Origin of the sequence: Ideonella livida (assembly GCF_010499455.1) — a bacterium.
GTDB classification, from domain to species: domain Bacteria; phylum Pseudomonadota; class Gammaproteobacteria; order Burkholderiales; family Burkholderiaceae_C; genus Ideonella; species Ideonella livida.
Map to the genome: position 1 here is coordinate 68833 of NZ_JAAGOH010000017.1, position 24958 is coordinate 93790.

Sequence of the window (24958 nt, forward strand, 5' to 3'; positions counted from 1 at the left end):
GAGAGGGGGCGGGGGTTCGTCCGCAGCAGGGGCATGGCGCCGCCCGCTACCATACCCCGCGCCGGTCCTGGCCGGACCGTCCCCTGACTCTGGAGCATGCCGCATGAGCCTGGCCCTGGCCTTCGCCCACCTCTCTGATCTGGCCCACCGCGTGGGTCAGCCCCTGGGCTGCAGCGACTGGATTCCCATCGACCAGACGCGCATCCAGCAGTTTGCCGATGCCACTGGCGACCACCAGTGGATCCACACCGACCCGCGGCGCGCGGCCGACGGCCCGTTCAAGACCACCGTGGCGCACGGCTTTCTCACCTTGTCGCTGCTGCCGTTGATGTTCGAGAGCGGGCTGCGCATTGCCGATGTGCGCATGGGCGTGAACTACGGTCTGAACCGGGTGCGCTTTCCGGCCCCGGTGCCGGTGGACAGCCGCCTGCGCGGCCATTTCACCCTGCAGGCCTACGACCCCCTGCCCGGTGGCGCGCAGCTGACGGTGGAGGTCATCATGGAGCGTGAAGGTTTTGACAAGCCGGTGTGCGTGGCCGAGGCGGTGGTGCGCCAGTACGTCTGAACCCGCGGCGGCCGGGTCCGCCGCTCCTCCGTGAGGGGGAGCTTCCTATACTCGCAGCCGGCCGGATGTCCGGTCGCCCTGCCGCCTTGCGCGCGCTGCCATGCAAGTCCTGATCGTCGACGACCACCCGCTGATCCTCTGGGCGCTCCAGACCATGGTGCGGCAGATCCAGCCCGAGGCGCAGGTGGTGGCGGTGGGCTCGGCCCGGGCGCTTCGCGAGGCCTTGATGCACAACCCGATGGCCGACCTGATGATGGTGGACCTGGAGTTGCCCGATGCCGAGGGCTTCGGCTTCCTGCGCGAGCTGCGCACCGAGCACCCGCTGGTGACCCTGGTGGTGGTCTCCGATGCCGAGCGGCCCGGTGACGTGATGCAGTCGCTGGACCTGGGGGCCATGGGTTACCTGCCCAAGCGCCTGACCACCGAGGCGCTGTCCGACGCGCTGCGGGTCATCCTGACAGGGGGGATCTACGTGCCCCCCACCCAGCCCGAGGTACTGGCCGACGGCACCGTGGACGATGCCCGCTACCAGACGCTGACCGATTTCCAGGACCTGGGCATCACCCCGCGGCAGTCCGATGTGCTGCACATGCTGCTGCAGGGCAAGCCCAACAAGGAGATCGCCCGTCGGATGAACCTCTCGGTGGAGACCATCAAGGACCATGTGGCGGCCGTGCTGCGCGCCCTGGGGGTGAACACCCGCACCCAGGCGGTGCTGGCGGTGGCCGAGCTGCAGAAGCGCCGCCGCATGGCCACGCGCTGAGCGCTTGCACGTGGCGCCGGGTGGTGTGGCGCGCCAAGCTCAGGCCGGCGTGTAGGCCAGCCGCACGAAGATGGGCGCGTAGGCCTCGGCTTGCGTCACCTCCAGCAGCCGCTCGCGCGTCAGCTCCAGCATGGCGATGAAGGTCACCACCACCACCGCGGTGCCGCGGCTGACGTCGAACAGCTCCTCGAAGGGCAGGTAACGCACGCCCTGCAGGCGGCGCAGCAGGTGGCCCATGTACTCGCGTACCGAGAGTTGCTCTCGGCTGATGCGGTGGTGCTGGTGCAGCTTGGCGCGGCGCAGGATGTCGGCCCAGGCGCCGCGCAAGTCGTCCACCGACACCTCGGGCAGGCGCGCCACCAGGGACTGCTCCATGGCCACCTGGGCCCGCAGCAGGTCGCGGCCCATCACGGGCAGCTCGTCCAGCCGCAGGGCGGCCAGTTTCATCTGCTCGTACTCCAGCAGGCGACGCACCAGCTCGGCGCGCGGGTCCTCGGGCTCCTGGCCGTCCTCGCTGGGCTTGGGCGGCAGCAGCATGCGCGACTTGATCTCGATGAGCATCGCGGCCATCAGCAGGTACTCCGCGGCCAGCTCCAGATTGGTCTTGCGGATCTGCTCCACGTACTTCAGGTACTGGCGCGTCACATCCGCCATCGGGATGTCCAGGATGTTGAAGTTCTGCTTGCGGATCAGGTAGAGCAGCAGGTCCAGCGGCCCCTGGAAGGCTTCCAGGAACACCCGCAGCGCATCCGGCGGGATGTACAGGTCCTGGGGCAGGGCGAAGAGAGGTTCGCCGTAGAGGCGGGCCACCGCGACCGCGTCCACCGCCTCGGGCGCGGTGGGGTCCGGGGTGGCCGGGGGCGGCAGCTCGGTGGGCACCGGCGCCGCCGGAGCAGGGCCCTCGGCGCCGGGCGCGGGCGGCGCGTCCGGCGGCGTGGCCGACACGCTCACTTGGTCTTGCTGTGGCTGAAGTAGACGTAGGCCTGCTGCGGCACGCGGGCGGCCTGGTGGGCGGTGGCGGCCTCACGGTCCTGGGGGCGGTCCCACAGCAGTTCGCGGCCGGCGCGCTGCTCGGCTTCCAGCGTGGGCTTCTTGGCCTTGAGCTCGTCGATGAACTGGGTGACTTCGGACTTGTAGGGCTTCCAGAACAGCGGCATGGTGCGTGGCAGGTGGGAAATGAGGGCCGGGGCGCAGCCTCCGGGACAACCCGGCATTCTAAGTCGCCCGCCTTTCGGGCAGGGAGGCGCCGAGGGGCTGGTTACCATGCCAGCCATGCAGGAGATCGAACTCAAGTGCCGTTTTTCACCGGCGCAGCTGCCCGCGCTGCGACAGGCCCTGGACGACTGGGCGCGCGCCCAGGGGCAGCCTGGTCCGCAGACCCAGCGTCTGCAGGCCGCCTATGTGGACACGCCCGGGCGGGCGCTGGCGGCGGCGCGGGCCGCCCTGCGCTTGCGCCGCGAGCCTGCGGGCTGGGTGCAGACCCTCAAGGCGCTGGGCCCCACCACCTTGCAGCGCCTGGAGCACAACGCGCCCGTGCCCGGTGCCGCCGGGAAGGCCGAGGCCCTGCCACCGCTGCGGCTTGACCGCCATGCCGGCACCCCGGCGGCGGCTGCACTGGCGGCGGCCCTGGGCCTGAGCCCGGCCGACTTTGACCTTCGTGCCGCCCGGGGCGATACGCTGGACCTGGCCCCCACCTTCGAGACCGACATCACCCGGCTGTGTCTGGCCTGGACGCCGCCTGACGCCCCGGCGGGGACCTGCATCGAGCTGGCGCTGGACGAGGGCGAGGTGCGCGCCGGCAGCCACCGGGAGCCGTTGCTGGAGTTGGAGTTCGAGTTGCTGGCCGGGCCGGTGTCGGCCCTGGTGGAGGCGGTGGTGCAAGCCTGCGCGCCCTTTGGCCTGTGGCTGGACACCCGCAGCAAGGCAGAGCGTGGCGAGCGGCTTTCGCGTGGTCTGGGCCTGCCGGCGCCGCAGGCGGTGCCGCTGCCCCAGTGGCGCAGCGGCGGGCCGGACCCGACCGACGCCGACGCCCTGGCAGCGGGTGGCCATGCCGCCCTGCGCCAGGCGGTGCGCCAGGTGCTCAACCCCCTGCTGGGCCTGCACAGCCTGGTGGCCGACCCCCTGGCCGCGGCGCCGGGTGGGGGCCTGCTGCCGGCCCATGTGCGCCACTGGCACCGCGGCCTGGGTGCGCTGCATCAGGCGCTGGCCCAGGCGGCCGAGCCCGCCTTGCTGGGCTGGAACCTGCCGCCCGCACCCGGGCTGGACCCGGCCTGGGCCGAGGCCCTGATGGCCCAGCTGGGCCCGCTGGACGCGATGGCGCCCGACAGCGCCCAAGCGGCGCAGGCCGCTGGCCGTGTGGCCCGCTCGCCTGCGCTGCAGGCGCCCCTGCTGCGTACCCTGGGCTGGCTGGCCACGGGCTGAGCACCCACGGCGCGGGGCACCGACGGTGCGGCCGGCACCGTGCCGGGCGCAGTGCCGGGTTCAGTGCCGGCCGGCCCCGGGGCCGACCCATTCGGCGGGGGGGCTGCCGGATGCGGCTGGTGTGGGGGGCGTAGCGCGCAGGGCGTCCACGCCCGGCACGATGGCCTCCGGGCCCAGGCGGGTCTCAAAGCCGGCGCGCCGCATCAGGCCCAGTGGCTGGGCGTTGACGCTGGCCAGCACCAGCGCCACACCGCGCCGGTCCAACTCGGTGTGCAGGCTCTCCAGCGCATCCAGCCCGGAGGTGTCCATGGAGATGAGTTTGCTCATTTCCAGCACCACGGTCCGCGTGCCTTCGGGCACCTGGGCGGGCAGCGCCTCCATGGGGCCCACGGCGCCAAAGAACAGCGAGCCGTACAGCTCGAACACCGCCGCTCCGGGCGGCAGGCCCTCCGCCGGCAGGGCCGAGACGCGGAACAGCGAGCCCATGCGCCAGATGAAGAAGGCGCAAGCGCCCAGCAGGCCCATCTCCACCGCCACCGTCAAGTCGAACACCACGGTCAGCACGAAGGTGCCCAGCAGGACGGTGCGGTAGGGCAGCAGAAAGTGGCGCAGCCGGGCGAACTCGCGCCATTCGCCCATGTTCCAGGCCACGAACAGCAGGATGCCCGCCAGCGCCGCCAGCGGCACATGCTCGGCCAATGGTGCGGCGGCCAGCACCACCAGCAGCAGGGTCAGCGCGTGCACCACGCCGGCCACCGGGCTGGTGGCGCCGGCGCGCACATTGGTCACGGTGCGGGCGATGGTGCCGGTGGCCGGTATGCCACCAAAGAACGGCGTCACCAGATTGGCCACGCCCTGGGCCATCAGTTCCTGGTTGGGGTCGTGGCGGGGGCGGCCGCTCATCTGGTCGGCCACGCGGGCGCACAGCAGGGACTCGATGGCCCCCAGCAGCGCGATGGTGAGCGTGGGCATGAGCAGCTGCTTGGCGGTGGTCCAGGTGAACTCGGGCAGGGTGAAGGTGGGCAGGGTCTGCGGGATGCCGCCAAAGCGGCTGCTGATGGTCTCCACCGGCAATGACAGCAGCCGCGCCACCACCGTGGCGCCCACCAGGGCCACCACCGTGCCCGGCACCCGGCTGGCCCAGCGGCGCGCGTGGTCGCGCCAGGTGGCGGGCTGGGTGGGCATGGTGTAGCTCTTGGGCCAGACCACCACCACGGCCAGGCAGGCCAGGCCTAGCGCAAAGGCCCAGGGGTTGAAGCTGTGCAGGTGGCGCCCCAGGGTGGCGAGCTGGCTGAAGAAGTCGGCTGGCAGCTTGTCGATCTGCAGGCCCAGCAGGTCCTTGGCCTGGCTCAGGCCGATGAGGACTGCGATGCCGTTGGTGAAGCCGATGACGATGCTCACCGGGATGTAGCGCACCAGGGCGCCCAACCGCAGCCACCCCATGAGGAACAGCAGCACGCCAGCCAGTGAGGTGGCGATGAGCAGGTTGGCCAGACCGTAGCGCTCGACGATGCCGTACACCACGACGATGAAGGCCCCGGCCGGCCCACCGATCTGCACGCTGGAGCCACCCAGGGCGGAGATGATCAGCCCCGCGATGATGGCGGTGAACAGGCCCTGCTCGGGCTTGACGCCCGAGGCGATGGCAAAGGCCATGGCCAGCGGCAGGGCGACGATGCCCACCGTCAGGCCAGCGCCCAGATCCTGGGCGAGGCGGGCGCGGCCGTAGCCGCGCAGGTCGGCGATCAGCCGGGGACGGAAAGGGTGGGTGCGGAGAAAGGCCAGTGACATGCGGGCTCCGGGGGCTGACGACAGGGTGAGCAGGTCGTGTGCCAGCCTGGAGGGCCACAGTGATGCCCCCGCGCCAGGAAGCGGCGCCGGCGCGACAGCCCCTGCACCAGGGGGCGGGAGCGGTCGGCGCGCGGCAAGGCGCGGCAGGGGGCGCAGGGCATGGTCCGATTGTGCGTCCGGGCCGTGCGCTGCCGAAGCCCTGCAGGGGTGTGGCCCGGCCGGGGCCGCCCCTTCAACAGGGGGCAGACGGCCGGGCGTGGGCCTCAGCGCCGCGCGGGGGCAGGTTCCGGGGCGTCCAGCACCCCAGGCGAGAGGGTGAAGCTCTCAAACAGCTGGCCTGTGAGCGTGCGGCCATCCCCGCTGCCCTGCAGCAGCCAGTTGTCGCGACTCACACTCTCGCCACTGCCCCAGCTGACGGCGGTGTAAAGGCGGCCCAGGGGGTCACGGCTTTGGGAGACCAGCTGGACGGTGAAGGCGTCGTAGCTGCCCAGCAGGCGCGGCGCGCCGGTGCAGGTGGCGTCGTCGTACTGGTAGCGCGCGCGGCTGATGCTCAGGGCCGGCATCACCGGGGCGGTGTCGCGCAGGGCCCGGCTGCGACCGGTGCGCGACAGGCCGCCCTTGGTGGGGGTCATGCTGGCCGTCCAGCGCTCGCCGTTGCGGCAGTCGCTCAGCCATTCGCCTTGAAGCTGGGCCGCCACGGCCTGCAGGGTGGTGGCGTCCGTGCGCTGGGCGGGGGTGCGCCCGCTGCGCCATGCAGGCCGGGCGGGGCTGCCGTCGGCCTGCAGCAGTCGGGTGGTGTTGTCATCGTGCAGGTGCGCGGCCACCGGCAAGCCCGTGCCGTCCAGGGCCTCGGCGCGCAGCCAGCCGCCGTGCACATGGGCGTTGGCCCAGGTCTGCACGCTGTCGCCCGCGCGCACGGTGAAGACCACCAGCGCCTCGCCTGTGGCATTGACGCTCAGCTGCGCGCCGCTGGCGCCGGCGTCGGTGATCTCCTCGATGACCTGCCGTCCGGCAAAGCCGGTGTCCGCGGCGCCGTCCCAACGGGCGGCGTACAGGCTGTTGTCGGTGCCGTCCCACTGGTGCCAGGCCAGTGTGGCCTGGCCGTTGCCGCCAAAGCGCACCTGAGGTTCGGCGCTGTTGGTGCGGTCATCGGGGGCCTCGATGTCCGGATTGCGGTTCATGTAGGCGGTCTGCCAGGCGCCGCCGGCGGTGCGCCATGCGGCCATCACATGGAAGTCATCGCTGCGCCACGCCATGGCCACGGCGCCGCCGAGGCTGGTGTCCAGGCTGAGCTGGCTCAGGCCGGTGCCGCCGCGCCATACGGCTTCGGCCTCGTGCCCGGGCCGCAGCAGGGTCAGCACCGGGGTGTCTCGGTCCAGGGTGGCCAGGGCCACCACGGGGCCGCTGCGGCTGGTGGCGGCCTCCAGGGCCACGTAGCTGGAGGTCATGCCCTCCCAGCGCTGCAGGTCGCCGATGTCGCTCCAGGCGTTGGATCCGGCGCTCAGGGTGCGGTGCCGCACCCGCCGCACCGTGTTGCCGGCGTCTTGGGTCATTTCCAGCCAGGCGACTACGGCCTCCCCGGTGGGGGCCATGGCCAAGCGGGCATCGCGGTCCAGGCCGCCGGCGCATTCAGTCTGCTGCGGTCGTTCGCCCAGCACGACCGGGTCGGTCCAGGCGCTGCCGTCAAACTGGCTGGCCACCAGCTGGCAGCCGCGGATCCAGGTGGCCACGTCGCGGCCGTTCTCCTGCACGGCCACGCGCAGCGTGTTCACCGGCAGGCCTGAAGGATTGGGAAAACGCACCGGGGCGGCCCAGGTGCCGGTGGGGCTGGCGCGGCGCAGGTACACGGTCTGCCCGTCTTCCACCCAGCCCACCAGGCGCCCACCGGCTTGGGTCATGCCCGTGGCGGCCGCGCTGCCGTCGGCCACTGCGGTCGCGACGTTCCAGCCCGGCTCGGTGGGCGCCGCCGCCAGGTCGGGGCCGGTGCTGCTCACCGGCGCGGTGGCGGAAGGCGTGGGGGTTGGCGTGGGGGTTGGCGTGGGGGTTGGCGTGGGCGTCGGTGTGGGGACGGGATCGGCGCTGTTGCCGCCACCACCACCACAGGCGGCCAGCAGGCTGAGGGTGGCCAGCGGGGCAAGCCATCGCCAGGTGGTCGCGGGGTGGCGGCGGTGGGCGCCAGCCAGGGCGCTTGGACGCTGAGGGGAGGGCGAGGTGTGCGGACGGGAGCGGTTCATGGCGGTTTCCTGGTTTGGGCCGCCACGGGGTCTGCCGCAGGGGGGAACCAGCGGGCTCAGAGCGGCCTCAGTTTCCAGAGCGGGAACGCGCCGGCGCATGGCTCATCGGCGGCCGCATTCCCCCTTGTCCTGGGGGGGCGTGGCTCAGCCTTGCCGCCAGATCGGTGGGGGGCGGCCGTCGGCCCAGCGCCGCCGCAGGGCGCTGGCGGCGGCGTCGCGGCCGGCCCGGGCGCGCTCGCGCAGGCTGGGGTCCTGGGCCCAGGGGGCCGTGCTGTCCAGGGCGAGCTGGCAGAGCTGCCAGCGCTGTGCCTGGGTCTCCAGGTCGTCCGGGGCTTGTTCCAGCCAACGGCCGAGCTGCGCATCGGCCAGCGTCCAGCGTCGTGCAGCCTCGCTGGCCAGGCGGGCCTCGGGGGCTGCAGCCTGCACCCAGGCTTGGGCGGCCAGGGCCAGACCCAGGTGCTGCCGCCTGGGCGAAGGGCCTTGGGCGGGATCTGCCGCGGCGGGGCCCAGTAGCGCGTTCAGGCCGTCAAAGGCGTGGCTGGCCAGGGGCAGGGCCTGCTGTGGACGGCCCAAGGCCACCAGGGCCAAGGCCTGTTCGGTCGCCAGGCGCAGGCGCTGGCCCTGCAGCACGGGGGGCTCAGCGCCGGACGTTGCCGGTCGCACGGCACCGGCCAGGGAGACGGCCTCTGCAGGCTGTCCGCTGCGGCGCAGGCCGCGTACCAGGCGCCATACGCTCATCAGCTGGCCGTGCTGGGCCTGGCTGTTGTCAGGGTCGGCCCGCAGCAGTTGGGTGGCCAGCGCGGTGGATTCGCGCAGCCGGGCCAGGCCGGGGCCCACCTGCCCGGCCTGCAGGCGCAACTCGCCCTCGGTTTGCGCGCTGGTGGCCAGCAGGATGCGGGCTTCCAGCGCCTCTTCGGGCCGCGCCCAAGGGCGGGCCCGTTCCACCACAGGGGCGATGAGGGACAAGGCCTGCTCGTCTTCTCCGTGGGCGCCCTGTAAAAAGGCCAACAGGTCGGCGGCCAAGCCGGCCTGGATGTCCCAGGGGCCAGGGCCGATGGCGGCGGGGGCCGTGGTGTCCTGCGCGGCCTGTTTCACCGCGGCCTGGTAGGCCCGGGCTCGCGGCAGGGCTTGTTGCCAGGCCGCGCCATCGCCCAGGCTCTCCAGGCTGGCCAGGGTGGAAAGCAGCGAGAGCCGTAGGGTTTCGCGCTCTGCCTTTGCTGCGGCCGCTGGGGTGGAGCTGGGGTCGGGCTGGTGGCCGGCAGCGGGTGCCAGGCCCTCCACGCGCGCGAGGGCGCTGCGCAGCAGGGGCAGGGCCAGGTCATGCCGGCCCTGCAGGGCGCTGGCCTGGGCCTGCCCCTCTTCGGCCTGGGCCAGGTTCAGGCAGGCCTGGGCCCGCTCGCCAGCGTTTTGGGGGGGCGTGTCGGGCATGCCGCACAGCGGTTGCAGCAGCCTCGCGGCCTGGGCGAAGCTGCGGCCCGCGGCTTCAAACTGACCCAGACCGGGGCCGGCGATGCCGCGGCCTTGCACGCCGCCAATGGCCAGGTAGGCCTGGGCCAACTCGCGTTGGAAGGCGGGACTGGGGGCGGGGCCGCTGGCCTCGGCATCCAGATAACGCAGCGCGTCGCCCACCAGCTGCTCGCGCACCTTGACGGTGCCGGGCAGCTTCTCCAGCTCGCGGTTGTAGTCGTGGATCACCTGCCGGGCGAAGGCCCGCACCTGCTGCAGGCGTTGTTCGGCCACCGCGCGGTGGCCGTCGGCCTGCTGGGCATTGCGCGCGGAAGTGAAGGCAAAGCCCAGGGTGCCGGCCACGCCCAGGAGGGCGGTGGCGCTGAGCAGCCGGTGGCGCCGCACCCATTTCCCCGCGCGCTCCAGGGGGCTGGGCAGCCGGGCGGCCACGGGGTGCCCGGACAGCCAGGCGCGCAGGTCGGCGGCCAGGGCGTCGGCGCCGGGCAGGCGGTCTTGCGGCTGCTTGGCCAAGGCGCGCAAGGTGATGGCGTCCAGGTCGGCGTCGATGCCGGGCAAGGCGCCGGGCTGGCGCGAGGGGGGCTGAGCCTCCTCGTGCACGGTGCGCTGCATGACGGTGCCCACGGTGTCGCTCGGCCCGCGGAAGGGGCTTTGGCCGGTCAGCAGCTCGTGGAGCATGACCCCCAGCGAGAACACGTCGCCCAGGGTGCTGACGGCCTCGCCGCGGATCTGCTCGGGGCTGGCGTAGCCGGGGGTGAAGGGGTTGCCCTCGCGGGTCAGGGGCTCGGCACCGGCGGCTTCGTCCAGCAGCCGGGCCACGCCAAAATCCAGCAGGCGCACCTGGCCCTGGGCGTCGACCAGCACGTTGGCGGGCTTGAGGTCCCGGTGCACCAGCAGGTGGCGGTGGGCGTGGGCCACGGCCTCGGCCAGCTGGCTCATCAGGGCCACCCGGGCGCGCAGGCCCAGGGCATGCCGGCGGGCGTGCTCGGTCAAGGGCAGACCGTCCACCCGCTCCATCACCAGCCAGGCGGTGCCGTCCTCGGTGCGACCGGCGTCGAGCAGGGCGGCGATGTGGGGGTGGCTCAGGCGGGCGAGAACCTGGGTTTCGCGGTCGAAGCGGGCGCGCAGCGTGGGGTCGGCCCATAAGGGCGGCAGCAGCTTGAGGGCGACCTGCCGCTCAAAGTGCCCGTCGGCCCGATGCGCTGCCCACACGACGCCCATGCCGCCGCGGCCCAGGGGTTCGTCCAGCGCCCAGGCGCCCAGCCGGGTGCCCGGGGTCAGGGTCTCAGCGCCGGTGGCCCCGGCCTGCGAGGCCGAGGCGATGGCGGCCTGGTGCACCGCCGTTTGGCTGGCGCCCAGCGTGGGGCCGTTCAGGCCCGGCAGGTAGGGCAGCAGCGCCTCATGCAGGGTGGGCATGTCCCGGGCACAGCGGTCCAGCCACTGCGACCGCGCTGGCGCGGTCATCTCGGAGAGGTCGTACAGGGCCGCTTTGAGGGCGTCGCGGGAGGGGCGCATGCGGGCAGGGACGATGGGGACAGGGGGCAGCGGCTTTCAGCCCTGCCCGAGGGCGCGGGCCATCCAGGCGCGGCCAAAGACCCACTCACGCTTGACGGTGGCCAGCGAGATGCCCAGCACCTGGGCGATTTCTTCCAGACCCAGGCCGCCGAAGCCTCGCAGCTCGATGACCTGGGCGCAGCGCGGGTCTTCGGCCGCCAGGCGCTCCAGGGCCTGGTGAACAGCCAGCACCTCCGCTGGGTCGCCACGGCCGCCGTCACCGACGAATTCGGCGGCAGACAGGGTCAAGGGCAGGTCGCCGTCGCCACGTTTGGCGGCCTGCCGGGCGTGGGCGTGGTCCACCAGCAGATGGCGCATGACCCGGCTGGCCAGGGCAAAAAAATGTGCCCGGTCGCCAAAGGCACCCGGACGGCTGTCGAGTTTGAGCCAGGCCTCGTGGATGAGGGCCGTAGGGGTGATGGTATGGCCGGGGCGTTCGCGGGCCATCAGTCGGCCGGCCACGCTGCGCAGCTCCTCGTAGACCAGCGGCCAGGCGGCGGCCAGGGCCTGGCGGTCGCCTTGCCCGGCGCGCACCAGCAGCGTGTCTGCCCCGGGCGGGGGAAGGCGCGGATGGCCGCGGTCAGCGTTGTCCATGCCGTGCTGGACCAGGGAAAAGGACTCAGCGCACCCGCATGCCGGGCTGGGCACCGGGGAAGGGCTCCAGCACGAAGATGCCGGGGTGGGCCTTCTCGTCGGCGTGGCTGGCGGCCAGCACCATGCCTTCAGAGACGCCGAACTTCATCTTGCGCGGAGCGAGGTTGGCCACCATGACGGTGAGTTTGCCTTCCAGGTCCTCGGGCTTGTAGGCGCTCTTGATGCCGCTGAAGACGTTGCGGGTGCGGCCTTCGCCCACGTCCAGCGTCAGGCGCAGCAGCTTGTCGGAGCCGTCCACCTGCTCGGCCTTGACGATCCGGGCGATACGCAGGTCGACCTTGGTGAAGTCGTCGATCTTGATTTCGGGGGCCAGGTCTTCACCACCGGGCACCACCTTGGCCGGCGCCGGCGCCTCGAACAGGGCGTCCAGCCCCTTGGGGTCCACGCGCTGCATCAGGTGCTTGTACTCGCCGATGACATGGGCGCCAAGGGGCTGCGCCACGTCGGCGAAGGTGAAGGGCGCCACTTGCAGGAAGGACTCGACCTTGGCCACCAGGGCCGGCAGCACCGGCTTGAGGTAGATGCTCAGCACGCGGAAGGCTTCGATGCAGGTGGAGCAGACGTCCTGCAGCACCTGGTCGGCGCCTTCCTTCTTGGCCAGCTCCCAGGGCTTGTGGGCGTCCACGTACTCGTTGACCTTGTCGGCCAGGGCCATGATCTCGCGCAAGGCCTTGCCGTACTCACGTTCCTCGAACAGGGCCTCCAGCGCGGCGCGTTGGGCGCGCAGCGCGTCCAGCAGGGTGTTGCCCTCCACCCCCAGGTCGGCCGAGAGCTGGCCACCGAAGCGCTTGGTCAGGAAGCCCGCGGCCCGCGAGGCGATGTTGATGAACTTGCCCACCAGGTCGCTGTTGACCCGGGCGACGAAGTCCTCGGCGTTGAAGTCGATGTCCTCGACCCGGCCGTTGAGCTTGGCGGCGATGTAGTAGCGCAGCCATTCGGCGTTCAGGCCCAGCTCCAGGTACTTCAGCGGGCTGATGCCGGTGCCCCGGCTCTTGCTCATCTTCTCGCCGCTGACGGTGATGAAGCCGTGCACATTGACCTTGTCGGGCGTCTTGCGGCCGCTGAAGTGCAGCATCGCCGGCCAGAACAGGGTGTGGAAATAGGTGATGTCCTTGCCGATGAAGTGCACCTGCTCGACCGCAGGGTCGGCGAAGAAGGCGTCGAAGTCGCGGCCGGTCTTGGCGAAGTAATTCTTCAGCGAGGCCAGGTAGCCGATGGGCGCGTCCAGCCAGACATAGAAGTACTTGCCCGGCGCGTCGGGGATCTCGATGCCGAAGTAGGGCGCATCGCGGCTGATGTCCCAGTCGCCCAGGCCGCCGTTGCCTTCCTCATCGGTGGTGAACCATTCCTTGATCTTGTTGAGCACCTCGGGCTGCAGCCGGCCCGGGGTGTGGGTCCACTGCTCCAGGAAGGCGACGCATCGCGGATCCGAGAGCTTGAAGAAGTAGTGGTCGGAGGTGCGAAGCACCGGGGTGGCGCCGGACAGGGCCGAGTAGGGGTTCTTCAACTCGGTGGGGGCATAGACCGCGCCGCAGGCGTCGCAGTTGTCACCGTACTGATCCTTGGCGCCGCACTTGGGGCATTCGCCCTTGATGAAGCGGTCGGGCAGGAACATGCCCTTGTCGGGATCAAAGAACTGCTCGATCGACTTCACGCTGATCAGCTCGTTCTTGCGCAGCGCGCGGTAGATGTCCTGCGCCAGTTCATGGTTCTCCGGCCCGTCGGTGGAGTGCCAGTTGTCAAAGGCGATGTGGAAGCCGTCGAGGTACTGCTTGCGGCCGGCGGCCACCTCGCCGACGAACTGCTGCGGCGTCTTGCCGGCCTTCTCGGCGGCGATCATGATCGGCGCGCCATGGGCGTCGTCGGCGCAGACGAAGTGGACCTCGGCGCCCTTCATGCGTTGTGCCCGCACCCAGATGTCGGCCTGGATGTACTCCATCATGTGGCCCACGTGGAACGGTGCATTGGCGTAGGGCAGGGCGGTGGTGACAAAGAGCTTGCGGGTCATGACGGGAGCACCGGGAGACGGAAAATCCCCGATTTTAGGTGCCACCCCCTGCCGGGTGCACCACGTTGGCCCCCACAGGAAAGCCTCCAGTGAAGAATGATGCGCACCGCACCGCCCCTTCCATGCCCACCTCCCCCCTTCCGGCGGCCGCCGCCGGCTCACCCCGTCCGCGCCTGGTGATCCGGCTGCGCAACTTCATCGGCGACGTGGTGCTGGGGGTGCCCGCCCTGCGGCGCCTGGAGGCTGAGGGTTTTGAGCTGGTGCTGGTGGGCAAGCGCTGGGCCGCGGAGCTGCTGGCAGGGGAGGGCTGGACGGTGGAGCCCCTGCCTGCCGGTCGTCTGGACCGGTGGCGCCAGCTCTGGCGCCTGCGCCGGGGTGGCGCCCGGGTGCCGGGGCCGCGGCTGCCCGGCGGTGTGAACGCGCTGAGCCTGCCTTTCTCCTTCTCCAGTGCGCTGGAAATGCGCCTGGCCGGCCTGCGCCCCATCGGCTACGACCACGAGGGCCGGGGTTTCCTTCTCACGCGAGCCGTGCCACGCCAACGCGGCCGTCATGAGCTGGAGGTGTACTGGGCGCTGGCCCAGGCGGCCCTGGGCCGCGACGAGCCGGTGCCTGCGCGCATCGACCTGCGCCTGGCGCCGCGCCACCCCGAGCGCGCCCGGGCGCTGATGCAGGCCCATGGCCTGCGGCCCGGGGCCTTCATCGCCCTGGCGCCCTTTGCCGGCGGCACCTTCCAGAAGCTCTCCAAGGAGTGGCCGGGTTTTGCGGCCTTTGCCCAGGCCTTGCGGGCCCGCGGCCACACCCTGGTGCTGTGCCCCGGTCCTGGCGCCGAGACCGAGACCGCCCGGCGTGACTACCCTGGCTGCGTGCTGCTGGACGGCGTGGACCTGGGCACCTACGCCGCGCTGCTGGCCCAGGCCGCCCTGCTGGTGGCCAACGACACCGGCCCGGGCCACCTGGCCGCGGCCGTGGGTGCGCCGGTGCTGACGGTCATCGGACCGACAGACCCGGCGCAGTGGCGTCCCTGGGGCCCCAGCGCCCACCTGGTGCAGGGCGCCCGGCGGCCCCAATGGCCCGAGGCCGACGCCGTGCTGGCGGCCACCGAGCGCCTGCTGCCTGGGCCCGCCGCCGTGGCCGGCGCTGGCGGCAAGCCGCTTGCTTGAACCCAGGTGCGCCGCCCCGTCCTGCCTGGCTGCGCTGGGCCGGCGGCGCGCGGACCCGGCCAGCGGCTCCCTGACCCTTGCGCCCCATGCCCCGTTGCCGTCCCACCCCTGGCCCGTTGGCCGCACGCAGCCTGCTGCAACTCATGTGGCTGGCCTCGCCCGCCCTGCCGGTGGGGGGCTTCAGCTACTCCGAAGTGCTGGAGGCCGCGGTGGACACCGGCCATGTCCAGGACGAGGCCCAGGCCGCCACCTGGATAGAGCATCAGCTGCGCCTGTCCCTGGGACGGGCCGATCTGCCCCTGCTGGCCCGGGCCCAGGGGGCCTGGCGGCGCCATGACCTGGCCGAGGTGCAGGCGCTCAACGACTGGGTGCGGATGACGCGCGAGACCAGCGAGCTGCGTCAGCAGACCGAGCAGATGGGCCGCAGCCTGACCGACTGGCTGCGCCAGCGCCAGCCGCAGGACCCCCGGGTGGCCGCCCTGGCGGGGCTGACCCCGGCCCCCACCTGGCCGGTGGCCTTCGCCCTGGCCGCGCTGCACACCGGCGCGCCGGTGCGCGAGGTGCTGCTCACCCACGCCTTTGGCTGGTGCGAGAACCTGGTGCAGGCCGCCCTCAAGGCGGTGCCGTTGGGCCAGAGCGCCGGCCAGCGCATCCTGGACCGCCTGGTCGACGTCCTGCCCGAGGTGGTGGACGCGGCGCTGCGTCAGCCACCCGGGCAGCGGCAGTCCTTTGTGCCCCTGCTGGCCATCCTCTCGGCCCGGCACGAGGAACAGTACTCGCGGCTGTTCCGGTCCTGATGGTGGCTGCATGTTGGTGCGCCATGCACTGAAATGGTTCTTCCGATCGGGAGGTGCCCGCCTTGGTGCATCCGTGCGGCCGGGCGGGTGCTGGGGGCAGGTGGCCATGCACCGCTGTGGCGCCCCGCGGCATGGAAGCTGCTGACGTGCCGCACTCACCGTATCCCTTTCCTGCCTGTCCGACTGGAGATTCCCGCCCATGAGCACGCCCCTGCCCACCCGCCGCACCAAGAAGCTGCCCCCCCTGCGCGTGGGCGTGGGCGGCCCCGTCGGCTCCGGCAAGACCACGCTGGTGGAGATGCTCTGCAAGACCATGCGCCAGCGCTGGGACCTGGTGGTGGTGACCAACGACATCTACACCAAGGAAGACCAGCGCCTGCTCACCGTGGCCGGCGCGCTGGATCCCGAGCGCATCATGGGGGTGGAGACCGGCGGCTGCCCGCATACCGCCATCCGCGAGGACGCCAGCATCAACCTGGAGGCGGTGGACCGCATGCTGGAGAAGTTCCCGGACGCCGACATCGTCTTCATCGAGAGCGGTGGCGACAACCTGGCCGCCACCTTCAGCCCCGAACTGAGCGACCTGACGATCTACGTGATCGACGTGGCCGCCGGCGAAAAGATCCCGCGCAAGGGCGGCCCCGGCATCACCAAAAGCGACCTGTTCGTCATCAACAAGACCGACCTGGCGCCGCATGTGGGCGCCAACCTCGACATCATGGAAGCCGACACCCGCCGCATGCGGCCCAACCGGCCCTTTGTCATGACCAACCTGAAGACCAGGTCGGGTCTGGACCAGGTGATCGACTTCATCGAGAAGAAGGGCCTGCTGGTGGGCTGAGCCGCCGTCCCGGTGGCGTGAAGAAGGCCACGCCGATGGGGTGGAAACGGACAAGGTACTGTGCATGTAACCCGATTACTTCATAATCGGCGCGATAGTTACATCGACCGGCGCCCTGTGCGGCCGCCGGCAGGACACCCCGCCATGCCTTCACTGCACCCCGTCCTCGCCTCCGTCACCGACCGCATCCGCCAGCGCAGCGCCGGCCAGCGCGGCGCCTACCTGCAGCGTGTGCAGGCCCTGCGCCAGCGCACGCGCGGGGTGGACCGCATGGGCTGTGCCAACGTGGCCCACGCCTTTGCCGGCCTGCCGGGCAGCGACAAGTTCAAGGTCGTCGCCGAGAAGGCGCCCCACATTGGCATTGTCACGGCCTACAACGACATGCTCTCGGCCCACCAGCCGTATGAGGGCTATCCCGCGCAGATCCGTGAAACCGCGCTGAAACTCGGCGCCACTGTGCAGGTCGCCGGCGGTGTGCCGGCCATGTGCGACGGCGTGACCCAGGGCTACGCCGGCATGGAGCTGAGCCTGTTCTCGCGCGACACCATCGCCATGTCCACCGCCATCGCGCTGTCGCACGATGTGTTCGATGCGGCGCTGATGCTGGGCATTTGCGACAAGATCGTGCCGGGCCTGCTGATCGGCGCGCTGCACTTCGGCCATCTGCCCACCCTGTTCATTCCTGCCGGCCCCATGGCTTCGGGCCTGTCGAACAAGGACAAGGCCAAGGTGCGCGAGCAGGCCGCCCAAGGCCTGGTGGGCCGCGAGGCCCTGCTGCAGGCCGAGCAGGCGGCGTACCACAGCCCTGGCACCTGCACCTTCTACGGCACCGCCAACTCCAACCAAATGCTGCTGGAGGCCATGGGCCTGCACGTGCCCGGGGCGGCCTTTGTGCACCCGCATGATCCGCTGCGCACCGCGCTGACCGATGAGGCGGTGCGCCGGGTGCTGCAACTGCGCGAGCGTGGTGTGCCCATCGGCGAGCTGGTGGACGAGCGCTGCATCGTCAATGCCATGGTCGCCCTGCTGGCCACCGGCGGGTCCACCAACCACCTGATCCACTGGGTGGCCGTGGCCCGCGCCGCCGGCATCCTGATCGACTGGACCGATTTCTCCGAACTCTCCGGTGTGGTGCCGCTGCTGACCCGCGTCTACCCCAACGGCTCGGCCGATGTGAACCACTTCCAGGCCGCCGGCGGCCCCAGCTTCGTGATCCGCGAGCTGGTGAACGCCGGCCTGATGCACGGCGACGTGCTCACCGCCAGCGCCGAGGGCATGGCCGCCCATGGCCAGCGCCCGGTGCTGGATGCGGCCGGTGCGTTGGCGTGGCAGCCACTGCCCCCCACCACCGGTGACGACACGGTGCTGCGCACCGTGGCCCAGCCCTTCTCCGCCACCGGCGGCCTCAAGCTGCTGGCTGGCAACCTGGGCCGGGCGGTCATCAAGGTCTCGGCTGTGCCGGAAGACCGCCACGTCATCGAGGCGCCGGCCCTGGTGTTTGACAGCCAGGAAGCGCTGCAGGCCGCCTTCAAGGCCGGCGAGCTGGAGCGCGACTTCATCGCCGTGGTGCGTTTCCAAGGTCCGCAGGCCAATGGCATGCCCGAGCTGCACAAGCTGACCCCGCCGCTGGCCGTGCAGCAGGGCAAGGGCTTCCAGGTGGCGCTGGTCACCGATGGCCGCATGAGCGGTGCCTCCGGCAATGTGCCCGCGGCGATCCATGTGAGCCCCGAGGCCCTGGCCGGCGGTCCGCTGGCCAAGGTGAAGAACGGCGACCTCATCCGTCTGGATGCCCGCAACGGCACCTTGCTGGCGCTGGTGGACGAGGCCGAGTGGGCCGCCCGCCCGCTGGGCGAGCGCAGCGAGGCCCAGGCGGCCGTGCATGGCCACGACTTTGGCCGCGAGCTGTTCGCCGGCCTGCGCCGCAATGTCAACACTGCCGAGGAAGGCGCCTGCAGCTGGCTGTGAGGCCGCGCCGGCATGACGCTTCGCCCCGGATTCCCTGATCGATTCAACGACCCCTGACATGAACAACACCCTTGACCTCGTCACCCACGGCCCCGTGATCCCCGTGATCGTGATCGACCGGCTGGAAGACGCCGTGCCCCTGGCCCAGGCCCTGGTGGCCGGCGGCGTGAAGGTGCTGGAGGTGACGCTGCGCACCCCGGTGGCCCTGAAGGCCATTGAGGCGATGAGCGCGGTGGAAGGCGCCATCGTGGGCGCCGGCACCATTCGCAGCGCGGCCGACGCCCGCGCCGCCAAGGCGGCTGGCGCCGTGTTCGGCGTGAGCCCGGGCTATACCGCCGAAGTGGGCGCAGCCTGCCGCGAGGTGGGCCTGCCGCTGCTGCCGGGCGTGGCCACGGCCAGCGAGGTGATGGCGGCCCAGGCCGATGGTTTGAACTTCCTGAAGTTCTTCCCGGCCACGGCGGCAGGCGGCATTCCCATGCTCAAGGCCCTGGCCGGACCGTTCCCGGATGTGGTGTTCTGCCCCACCGGCGGCATCAGCCTGGCCACGGCCCCGGATTTCCTGGCCCTGCCGAATGTGAAGGTCTGCGGTGGCTCCTGGCTCACGCCGGCCGACGCGGTGAAGTCGGGTGACTGGGCCCGCATCACCCAGCTGGCCGCCGAGGCCGGCGCGCTGCGCCGCTGAGGCGCGGCTTACGGTGCGCGATCCCGGCGCGCACCTGAGCGTTCAGCGTGCCGGGCGGTCCAGCCAAGCGCCCATGCCCTGGGCGTTGAGCTCCAGGTCCAGCGCCATCCAGCGGTCAAATTCCGCCGGTTCCATCACCCGGCCCATGTCGGCCAGGTCGGCCAAGTAGAGCTGGCGCAGGCCGTCCCGCAGGGCCTGGTGGCGGTCGGGTGCGGCGCGCAGGCGCTCGCCCAACTCGACCACGGCGGCCAGCAGCTTGAGCTGGCGCGCACCCAACGCGGCCACGTTGCCCAGCCGGCCATAGTGCGTGGGGCAGACCCACAGCGGGTCGGCGGCCAGCATGCGGCCAATCGACCGCGCCAGGGCCTCGGGCTCGAACTGCACCGGTGTGGTGGTCGGGAAGATCCAGGGCTGGCCGTCCACATCCAGCTCGCGGTAGCTGATGCCGAAAGTGTCGCCGGTGAACCAGGTGCGGCTGCGGGCGTCCCAGATGGCGTGGTGGTGCTTGGCGTGGCCCGGGGCGTCGATCAGCGTCAGCTCACGCTGCCCCACGCGGATGACCTGGCCGTCGTGGCTGCTCTGCACCCGCTCGGCCGGCACCGCGTCCAGCGTGCCGTAGGAGCGGGCCATTTCCTCGGCGCCATACACCGCCAGCGCGCCCTGGTACAGGGCGCTGGGGTCCACCATGTGGCGGGCGCCGCGGGCATGCACCAGCACCTGGGCCTGGGGCAGATGTTGCATCAGTGTGCCCACGCCGCCGGCATGGTCCAGGTGCACATGGGTGGGGATCACCCAGTCCACCGCGTCCACGCCCAGGCCGGTGGCGGCCAATGCCTCCAGCAGGCGCGGCACCGAGAAGCGGGTGCCGGTGTCGATGAAGGCGGCACGGCCGCTGTCCACGATCAGGTAGGCGGCGTCGAAGGCCGGCCGGTGAAAGCCGGTGTCCACCAGGTACAGGCCGTCGCCGAGATGGCGGGTGTGCTCGGGCAGGGGGGCGTGGGTCGGGGTGGTCATGTGGGCGGGCCCCTGCCTCAGCTGTTGCCTTGCAGGGCGTACAGGCGGGCGATGTCGGCCACGCCGTCGCTGCCCTGCACGCTGCGCAGCACCTGCAGGCCGCGCGCCTTGGTCTTGCCACCCTGCACCAGGGCCAGGCCCAGGCGCAGCTTGGCGTCCTCGGGGCGCTTGAGCGCGGCGGGTTTGGCCAGGGCCTGCTCGATCAGGGCCTGGCCGCGGTCGGCCTGCCCCACCGAGGTCAGCACCATGCCGGCCTGCAGCAGGGCATTGGGGTCCTTGGCGTCGGCCACCAGCTTGTCCAGGCCGGCGCGAGTCTCGGCGTCCTTCTTGACCGCCAGGTCCTTCAGGCGCTGGTGCCGGGCGGCCTCGGGGCCGCTGCCCAGCACGCCGGCGGCAAAGCCCTTCTCGGTGATGGCCAGGGCCTCGGCGGGCAGGCCCGCCTGCAGGGACAGCTGGGCCATTTCCATGTACTCGTCGGGCTTGGAGAGGTTGCCGCTGGCCAGCTTCAGGCGCATCACGTCCAGCGCAAAGCGGTCGGAGAACCCCGGCTTGCGCGGCAGGCGCTCCAGCACGGCCTTCCAATACTCCTTCTTGGGGTAGTGGGCCAGCAGCTTCTCCAACGCGGCGCTCTGGCCGGCGGCGTTCTGGGTGCGCTGGTAGGCGTCGGCCAGGCGCAGCAGGTCGGCCTCCTCGGGGCGCTTGCCGGCCTGTTCCGCGGCGGTGATGGCGGCGGCGGCTTCCTTGGCCACGGCCGCGTAGTCGCCGCTCTGTGCCTGCAGGTAGCTCTGCAGCTGCTTGAGCTGCGGGCTGGTGCTGCCCAGGGCCTGGGCCTTGGCTGCCCATTGGCCGGCCTTGGCCAGGTCCTTGGTCTGGGAGTAGGCGAAGGCCAGGCTTTCGGCCACCTGGGCCTGTTCGGCCGGGGCCAGCTTGCCCGAGGCCATGGCCGACTCGAAGGCCTGGATGGCGGTGGCGTTGTCGCCCGCGCGCTGGGCGGCGGCGCCCCGCATGCGGTCGATCATCAGCTGTTCGGCGGCGGTCTTGTTGGCGGCGCCGTCGGCCTCCTTGACCTTGGCCAGGGCTTCCTTGGCCTTGCCCGCCTTGAGCAGCTCGCCCGCGGCCTGCAGGGGCTTGCCAACCTCGGGGCGCAGGGCCTGGGCCTGGGCGGTGTGGACGGCCAGCGCCAGCGTGGCGGCGGCCAGGGTGTGCAGGATCTTGTTCATGGCGGCGTGGGGGTCTGGGTGGAGTCCGCACCGGCGGTACGGGCCCCTCAAGAACACAGGGGGAGCGCTCCGGTCGGAGCGCCCCCCCTGGGTGTGCTTCAGTGCGGGCTGGACATGGCCGGCGGCGTCAGTTCATGAACTGCTCGTTGCCGATGATGCCGATCTTGGTCACGCCCAGGCGCTGGGCCTCGGCCATGACCATGGCCACATGTTTGTACTCCACCAGCTTGTTGGGCCGAAGGTGGACCTCCGGCTGGTCGGGCAGTTGGGTCAGGCGGTACAGGCGGGCCTGCAGGTCGCCACGGCTGCTGACGATCTCGCCGTTCCAGCCGATGGTGCCGTCAAAGTCCACGTCGATGCGGATGATCTCCGGCGGCTTGGGCGGCGGGGCGCTGTTGGCGTTGACCGGCATGTTCATCTTGACCGCGTGGGTCTGCACCGGAATGGTGATGATGAACATGATCAGCAGCACCAGCATCACGTCGATCAGCGGCGTGGTGTTCATCTCCACCATCATGTCGTCTTCGGACGACGAGCCGACACTCATGCCCATGGGTGCGTTCCTTCCTTCAATGCGTTCGGGGGCGGCGGTGGGCGCGGGGCCTCACTGACGCGCCGGCGGTTCGGTGATGAAGCCCACCTTGGCGATGCCCGCGCGTTGGCAGGCCACGATCACGCGGCCCACCGACTCGTAGCGTGAGGCCTCGTCGCCGCGGATGTGCACCTCAGGTTGGGGCACCTTCACCGATTCCTTCTTGAGCGCCTCGACCAGGGTCTCGACGTCCGGGATGCGCCGGGTGTTCCAGTAGATGTCCCCGTCCTTGGTCACGGCCAGCAGCACATTCTCGGGCTTGGTCTGGGTGGGGACGTTGGTCTCCTTGGGCAAGGAGAGGTTGACCGACTGGGTGACCACCGGGATGGTGATCAGGAAGATGATCAGCAGCACCAGCATCACGTCCACCAGGGGCGTGGTGTTGATGCTGGAGTTCATCTGCTCTTCGCCGTCGTCTGCGGCGGGGCCTACGGACATGGCCATGGCAGGGTCCTTGAGGTCAGTGGGGCCGGCCGACCGACGCGGTGCGCCTTGTGGGCGCCAGGCGGCGGGCGGCCCGGCCCGGAATCACTTCTTGCCGGCCAGCAGCACGTTGTGCAGGTCACCTGAGAAGGCGCGCACCTTCTCCATCACCGACTTGTTGCGGCGGATCAGCCAGTTGTAGCCCATCACCGCCGGCACGGCCACGGCCAGGCCGAAGGCGGTCATGATCAGCGCCTCGCCCACCGGGCCGGCCACCTTGTCGATGGAGGCCTGACCGGAGATGCCGATGGCGGTCAGGGCGTGGTAGATGCCCCACACGGTGCCGAACAGGCCCACGAACGGCGCGGTGGAGCCCACCGTGGCCAGGAAGGCCAGACCGTCCTGCAGACGGGAGTTCACCAGGTCGACCGAGCGCTGCACGCTCATGCCGATCCAGGTGTGCAGGTCGATGTTCTCGACCAGGGTGCCTTCGTGGTGCTTGGCCGCCTTGACGCCCTGCTCGGCGATGTAGCGGAAGGCGCTGCCCTCGGTCAGGGTGTCCACGCCCTTTTGCACGGTGCCGGCACTCCAGAAGCCGGCCGCGGCCTCATCGGCGTTCTTGAGCAGTTTGCGCTGGTCCCAGAGCTTGGTGAAGATGATGTACCAGCTGCCCATGGACATGATGATCAGCGTGCCGCGGGCGACAAAGTCACCCTGCTTCCACAGGGCTTCCAGGCCGTAAGGGTTCTCGATCTCCTCCTTCTTCACCTCGGGGGTGGGCACCGCGGCGGGGGCGGTGGCTTCAGCCGCGGGCGCGGCCGGGGCGGAAGGGGCCTGCGCGAAGGCGGTGGCGCCCAGGGTGGCCAGGGAAGCGGCCATCAGCGCGGCACGCAGGAACTTGAGAATCGACATGGGTCCTCCGGGATACAAAGGGGTGCAGCCAGGCCTGGATGGGGATCGCCGTCAGGCGCTGCGAGAAGGGGGTGGGGGAGAAGCGGGGCGGCGGCCTGCCGTCGGGGTGGGCCGCCGGCCGTTCATTCGATCTTCCAGGTGTACTCGACGTTGGCGAAGGCGCCCACCGGCTTGCCGTGCTCGTCCGTGCCTGCACGGAACTTGCAGCCGCTCAGGGCCTCGACCGCGGCGCGGTCCATCAGGCGGTGCTCGCGGGAGGCGCCGGAGGGGCCGACGATCTCGGCCTTGGACACCTGACCCTCGGCATCGACCGTGAAGCGGATGCGGGTGGTGCCCTGGGCCTCGGTGCGCAGGGCCGCCGCCGGGTACTCCGGCTTGGCGCAGCTGCCCACGTCGATCTGGGCCGGACGGGCCTGGATCTTGGGGGCGGGGGCCGGCGCCGCGGGCGGCGCGGCCACCACGGGCGGTGCGGCCGAGACGGTGACCGGTGCCGGCGGCGGCGCCACCGTGGTGGTGGTGATGGCCGGCGCTGGCGTCGGCGGCGGGGTCACCTGCACCTCCGGCGGCGGCACGAAGGCCGGCGGCGGGGGCAGGTTCTTGGGCGGAGGGGGCAGGTTCTCCGGGGGAGGGGGCGGCGGGGGCTTCACCTCCTCGATGATCTTGGTTTCGATGGGGGCCTTGACGACCTCCACCACCTTGCGGGCCAGTCCGCTGACCAGCGCCCAGCCCAGCAACACGTGCAGGACGATGACGATGCCCAGCCCGACCGGGTGCTTGCCCGGGCCGCTGCGCGACTCTGCGAAATCCACTCCAATCCTCCAGTCACCTGTTGGGGTGCTGTTCCTCACTGACCGTCGCGACCTCATGAGCCGCAGCAAGTGCCCCACTATAGCGGCCGGGTTCTGCTTGTCATTTGAGGCTTTTCCTCAACAAACTGAGCAAGGAAAGCCCTTGACAGACACAAAATCTCGGTGCAAAGCGCTTAAGGGCGATAACCCTTCGGTTCGACCCGGGCCAGGACCGAACCGGGCGTCACTTTAAGCAAGACACAGACCAGCACGGGTGTGCCAAGGTGGTGCGCGGTCTTCCTCGACCGCCAGACGGCCACACCCCGGGACTGGACCGCCAGCCGGCCCCTATTCCAGGGTTTGACTGCCGGGGGCGCTCCGAATAATCGGCTTGTCCTCTCAGGCAGGTCGCCGGTCCATGGCGGGCCGGGCTGCGCCCTGCCGCGGGAGATGGCCACAGGAGTTCCCGCATGTCTGCTGCCGCTGCGCCCGCTGCCGGCGACGCCCCACCGCCCAAAGGGGGCAAGAAGAAGCTGATCCTCATCATCGTGGCGGTGGTGCTGCTGCTGGCCGCCGGCGGTGGGGGCTTCTTCTATTTCAAGGCCAAGGCCGCCCACGAGGCCGAGGCTGCGGCCGAGGAGGAGGGGGCCGAGGAGGCGCCGGCCAAACACGCCGAGAAGAAGCCGCCCAAGCGCGAGAAGAAGAAGGACGAGAAGCACGCGCCGCCGGTGTTCGTGCCGCTGGACCACTTCACGGTGAACCTGGCCGACCGGGAGCAGGATCGCTTTGCCCAGATCGGTATCACGTTGGAGGTGGTGGACGCCAAGGCGGGTGACGAGATCAAGGCGTACCTGCCGGCCATCCGCAACAACATCCTGCTGCTGCTCTCTAGCAAGAGCGCGGCCGACCTGGCCACGGCCGAGGGCAAGGAGAAGCTGGCCCGGCAGGTGCGCCGCGAGGCGGTGCTGCCCATGGGCATCGAGCTGGAGGACGAGGACGAGCCGGTCGAGGAGCCGCAGCCGGGCAAGAAGCGCAAGCGGCGCGCCTACGACAGCCTGGCCGACTCGCCGGTGCAGCACGTGCACTTCTCGGCCTTCATCATCCAGTGAG

The 24958-nt window shown here is 71.1% G+C and carries 22 protein-coding genes; 9 read left to right on the forward strand and 13 right to left on the reverse strand.

The annotated features are described in order from the left end of the window. Positions 1–103: 103 nt before the first annotated feature. A complete protein-coding gene (locus G3A44_RS14540) occupies positions 104–565 on the forward strand; it encodes a MaoC family dehydratase (protein ID WP_163458256.1) in 462 nt (153 codons plus the stop codon). 100 nt (positions 566–665) lie between these two features. After that, a complete protein-coding gene (locus G3A44_RS14545) occupies positions 666–1328 on the forward strand; it encodes a response regulator (RefSeq protein ID WP_163458258.1) in 663 nt (220 codons plus the stop codon). Positions 1329–1367: 39 nt separating this feature from the next. Here the strand turns inward: G3A44_RS14545 and G3A44_RS14550 are convergent, their stop codons facing one another. After that, positions 1368–2207: a segregation and condensation protein A gene (locus tag G3A44_RS14550; protein ID WP_375138664.1), complete on the reverse strand. Its 840-nt coding sequence runs from the start codon at positions 2205–2207 to the stop codon at positions 1368–1370. A 68-nt stretch (positions 2208–2275) separates the two neighbouring features. Next, complete coding sequence (locus G3A44_RS14555; RefSeq protein WP_163458260.1) at positions 2276–2485, reverse strand: DUF3460 family protein; 210 nt, start codon at positions 2483–2485, stop codon at positions 2276–2278. A gap of 115 nt (positions 2486–2600) precedes the next feature. On the opposite strand from G3A44_RS14555, the gene G3A44_RS14560 reads away from it, so the two are divergent. Continuing rightward, positions 2601–3749: a CYTH domain-containing protein gene (locus G3A44_RS14560; protein WP_163458262.1), complete on the forward strand. Its 1149-nt coding sequence runs from the start codon at positions 2601–2603 to the stop codon at positions 3747–3749. 60 nt (positions 3750–3809) lie between these two features. Here G3A44_RS14560 and G3A44_RS14565 read toward each other — a convergent pair whose 3' ends face one another. The 5 genes from G3A44_RS14565 to metG form a co-directional block, all read right to left on the reverse strand. Beyond that, positions 3810–5540 (reverse strand): SulP family inorganic anion transporter, encoded by a 1731-nt coding sequence (locus G3A44_RS14565; RefSeq protein ID WP_203561418.1) that lies wholly within the window; start codon positions 5538–5540, stop codon positions 3810–3812. A 263-nt stretch (positions 5541–5803) separates the two neighbouring features. Continuing rightward, entirely contained in the window at positions 5804–7774 is a 1971-nt protein-coding gene (locus G3A44_RS14570; RefSeq protein WP_163458264.1) for a hypothetical protein, read from the reverse strand. Between the two features lie 144 nt (positions 7775–7918). Continuing rightward, positions 7919–10753 carry a serine/threonine-protein kinase gene (locus G3A44_RS14575; protein ID WP_163458266.1) on the reverse strand — a complete coding sequence of 945 codons (2835 nt, stop codon included), beginning with the start codon at positions 10751–10753 and terminating at the stop codon, positions 7919–7921. Positions 10754–10789: 36 nt separating this feature from the next. Then, a complete protein-coding gene (locus tag G3A44_RS14580) occupies positions 10790–11386 on the reverse strand; it encodes an ECF-type sigma factor (RefSeq protein ID WP_163458268.1) in 597 nt (198 codons plus the stop codon). Between the two features lie 25 nt (positions 11387–11411). After that, positions 11412–13454, reverse strand: a complete 2043-nt coding sequence (gene metG / locus G3A44_RS14585) for a methionine--tRNA ligase (RefSeq protein ID WP_163458270.1) — start codon at positions 13452–13454, stop codon at positions 11412–11414. 122 nt (positions 13455–13576) lie between these two features. Between metG and G3A44_RS14590 the strand changes: the two genes are divergently transcribed. From G3A44_RS14590 to eda, 5 genes are all read left to right on the forward strand, one after another. Then, entirely contained in the window at positions 13577–14614 is a 1038-nt protein-coding gene (locus G3A44_RS14590) for a glycosyltransferase family 9 protein (protein WP_163458272.1), read from the forward strand. Positions 14615–14700: 86 nt separating this feature from the next. Beyond that, positions 14701–15411 carry an urease accessory protein UreF gene (locus tag G3A44_RS14595; RefSeq protein ID WP_163458274.1) on the forward strand — a complete coding sequence of 237 codons (711 nt, stop codon included), beginning with the start codon at positions 14701–14703 and terminating at the stop codon, positions 15409–15411. A gap of 199 nt (positions 15412–15610) precedes the next feature. Continuing rightward, entirely contained in the window at positions 15611–16252 is a 642-nt protein-coding gene (gene ureG, locus G3A44_RS14600) for an urease accessory protein UreG (protein ID WP_163458276.1), read from the forward strand. A gap of 144 nt (positions 16253–16396) precedes the next feature. Then, a complete protein-coding gene (gene edd / locus G3A44_RS14605; RefSeq protein WP_203561419.1) occupies positions 16397–18217 on the forward strand; it encodes a phosphogluconate dehydratase in 1821 nt (606 codons plus the stop codon). 58 nt (positions 18218–18275) lie between these two features. Beyond that, positions 18276–18899 (forward strand): bifunctional 4-hydroxy-2-oxoglutarate aldolase/2-dehydro-3-deoxy-phosphogluconate aldolase, encoded by a 624-nt coding sequence (gene eda, locus G3A44_RS14610; protein WP_163458278.1) that lies wholly within the window; start codon positions 18276–18278, stop codon positions 18897–18899. Between the two features lie 42 nt (positions 18900–18941). Here eda and G3A44_RS14615 read toward each other — a convergent pair whose 3' ends face one another. The 6 genes from G3A44_RS14615 to G3A44_RS14640 all read right to left on the reverse strand — a co-directional run bounded on the left by G3A44_RS14615 (position 18942) and on the right by G3A44_RS14640 (position 23869). Continuing rightward, positions 18942–19913, reverse strand: coding sequence for an MBL fold metallo-hydrolase (locus G3A44_RS14615; protein ID WP_163458280.1), 972 nt, complete (start codon positions 19911–19913; stop codon positions 18942–18944). A 17-nt stretch (positions 19914–19930) separates the two neighbouring features. Continuing rightward, positions 19931–21133 carry a hypothetical protein gene (locus tag G3A44_RS14620; protein ID WP_163458282.1) on the reverse strand — a complete coding sequence of 401 codons (1203 nt, stop codon included), beginning with the start codon at positions 21131–21133 and terminating at the stop codon, positions 19931–19933. A 127-nt stretch (positions 21134–21260) separates the two neighbouring features. Then, entirely contained in the window at positions 21261–21686 is a 426-nt protein-coding gene (locus G3A44_RS14625) for an ExbD/TolR family protein (protein WP_163458284.1), read from the reverse strand. A gap of 51 nt (positions 21687–21737) precedes the next feature. Further along, the gene (locus G3A44_RS14630) at positions 21738–22169 is read right to left on the reverse strand and encodes an ExbD/TolR family protein (protein WP_163458286.1); all 432 of its coding nucleotides are present in this window, start codon (positions 22167–22169) and stop codon (positions 21738–21740) included. Positions 22170–22253: 84 nt separating this feature from the next. Continuing rightward, a complete protein-coding gene (locus tag G3A44_RS14635) occupies positions 22254–23060 on the reverse strand; it encodes a MotA/TolQ/ExbB proton channel family protein (protein ID WP_163458287.1) in 807 nt (268 codons plus the stop codon). A gap of 122 nt (positions 23061–23182) precedes the next feature. After that, positions 23183–23869 (reverse strand): energy transducer TonB, encoded by a 687-nt coding sequence (locus tag G3A44_RS14640; protein WP_310734384.1) that lies wholly within the window; start codon positions 23867–23869, stop codon positions 23183–23185. Between the two features lie 449 nt (positions 23870–24318). On the opposite strand from G3A44_RS14640, the gene G3A44_RS14645 reads away from it, so the two are divergent. Beyond that, a complete protein-coding gene (locus tag G3A44_RS14645) occupies positions 24319–24957 on the forward strand; it encodes a flagellar basal body-associated FliL family protein (protein WP_163458289.1) in 639 nt (212 codons plus the stop codon). Position 24958: the final 1 nt, after the last annotated feature.

Bases quoted from the DNA above. Each gene is read 5' to 3' on its own strand.
- G3A44_RS14540 (WP_163458256.1), top strand. From the start codon at position 104: ATGAGCCTGGCCCTGGCCTTCGCCCACCTCTCTGATCTGGCCCACCGC.
- G3A44_RS14545 (WP_163458258.1), top strand. From the start codon at position 666: ATGCAAGTCCTGATCGTCGACGACCACCCGCTGATCCTCTGGGCGCTC.
- G3A44_RS14555 (WP_163458260.1), bottom strand. From the start codon at position 2,485: ATGCCGCTGTTCTGGAAGCCCTACAAGTCCGAAGTCACCCAGTTCATC.
- G3A44_RS14560 (WP_163458262.1), top strand. From the start codon at position 2,601: ATGCAGGAGATCGAACTCAAGTGCCGTTTTTCACCGGCGCAGCTGCCC.
- G3A44_RS14565 (WP_203561418.1), bottom strand. From the start codon at position 5,540: ATGTCACTGGCCTTTCTCCGCACCCACCCTTTCCGTCCCCGGCTGATC.
- G3A44_RS14570 (WP_163458264.1), bottom strand. From the start codon at position 7,774: ATGAACCGCTCCCGTCCGCACACCTCGCCCTCCCCTCAGCGTCCAAGC.
- G3A44_RS14575 (WP_163458266.1), bottom strand. From the start codon at position 10,753: ATGCGCCCCTCCCGCGACGCCCTCAAAGCGGCCCTGTACGACCTCTCC.
- G3A44_RS14580 (WP_163458268.1), bottom strand. From the start codon at position 11,386: ATGGACAACGCTGACCGCGGCCATCCGCGCCTTCCCCCGCCCGGGGCA.
- metG (WP_163458270.1), bottom strand. From the start codon at position 13,454: ATGACCCGCAAGCTCTTTGTCACCACCGCCCTGCCCTACGCCAATGCA.
- G3A44_RS14590 (WP_163458272.1), top strand. From the start codon at position 13,577: ATGCCCACCTCCCCCCTTCCGGCGGCCGCCGCCGGCTCACCCCGTCCG.
- G3A44_RS14595 (WP_163458274.1), top strand. From the start codon at position 14,701: ATGCCCCGTTGCCGTCCCACCCCTGGCCCGTTGGCCGCACGCAGCCTG.
- ureG (WP_163458276.1), top strand. From the start codon at position 15,611: ATGAGCACGCCCCTGCCCACCCGCCGCACCAAGAAGCTGCCCCCCCTG.
- edd (WP_203561419.1), top strand. From the start codon at position 16,397: ATGCCTTCACTGCACCCCGTCCTCGCCTCCGTCACCGACCGCATCCGC.
- eda (WP_163458278.1), top strand. From the start codon at position 18,276: ATGAACAACACCCTTGACCTCGTCACCCACGGCCCCGTGATCCCCGTG.
- G3A44_RS14615 (WP_163458280.1), bottom strand. From the start codon at position 19,913: ATGACCACCCCGACCCACGCCCCCCTGCCCGAGCACACCCGCCATCTC.
- G3A44_RS14620 (WP_163458282.1), bottom strand. From the start codon at position 21,133: ATGAACAAGATCCTGCACACCCTGGCCGCCGCCACGCTGGCGCTGGCC.
- G3A44_RS14625 (WP_163458284.1), bottom strand. From the start codon at position 21,686: ATGGGCATGAGTGTCGGCTCGTCGTCCGAAGACGACATGATGGTGGAG.
- G3A44_RS14630 (WP_163458286.1), bottom strand. From the start codon at position 22,169: ATGGCCATGTCCGTAGGCCCCGCCGCAGACGACGGCGAAGAGCAGATG.
- G3A44_RS14635 (WP_163458287.1), bottom strand. From the start codon at position 23,060: ATGTCGATTCTCAAGTTCCTGCGTGCCGCGCTGATGGCCGCTTCCCTG.
- G3A44_RS14645 (WP_163458289.1), top strand. From the start codon at position 24,319: ATGTCTGCTGCCGCTGCGCCCGCTGCCGGCGACGCCCCACCGCCCAAA.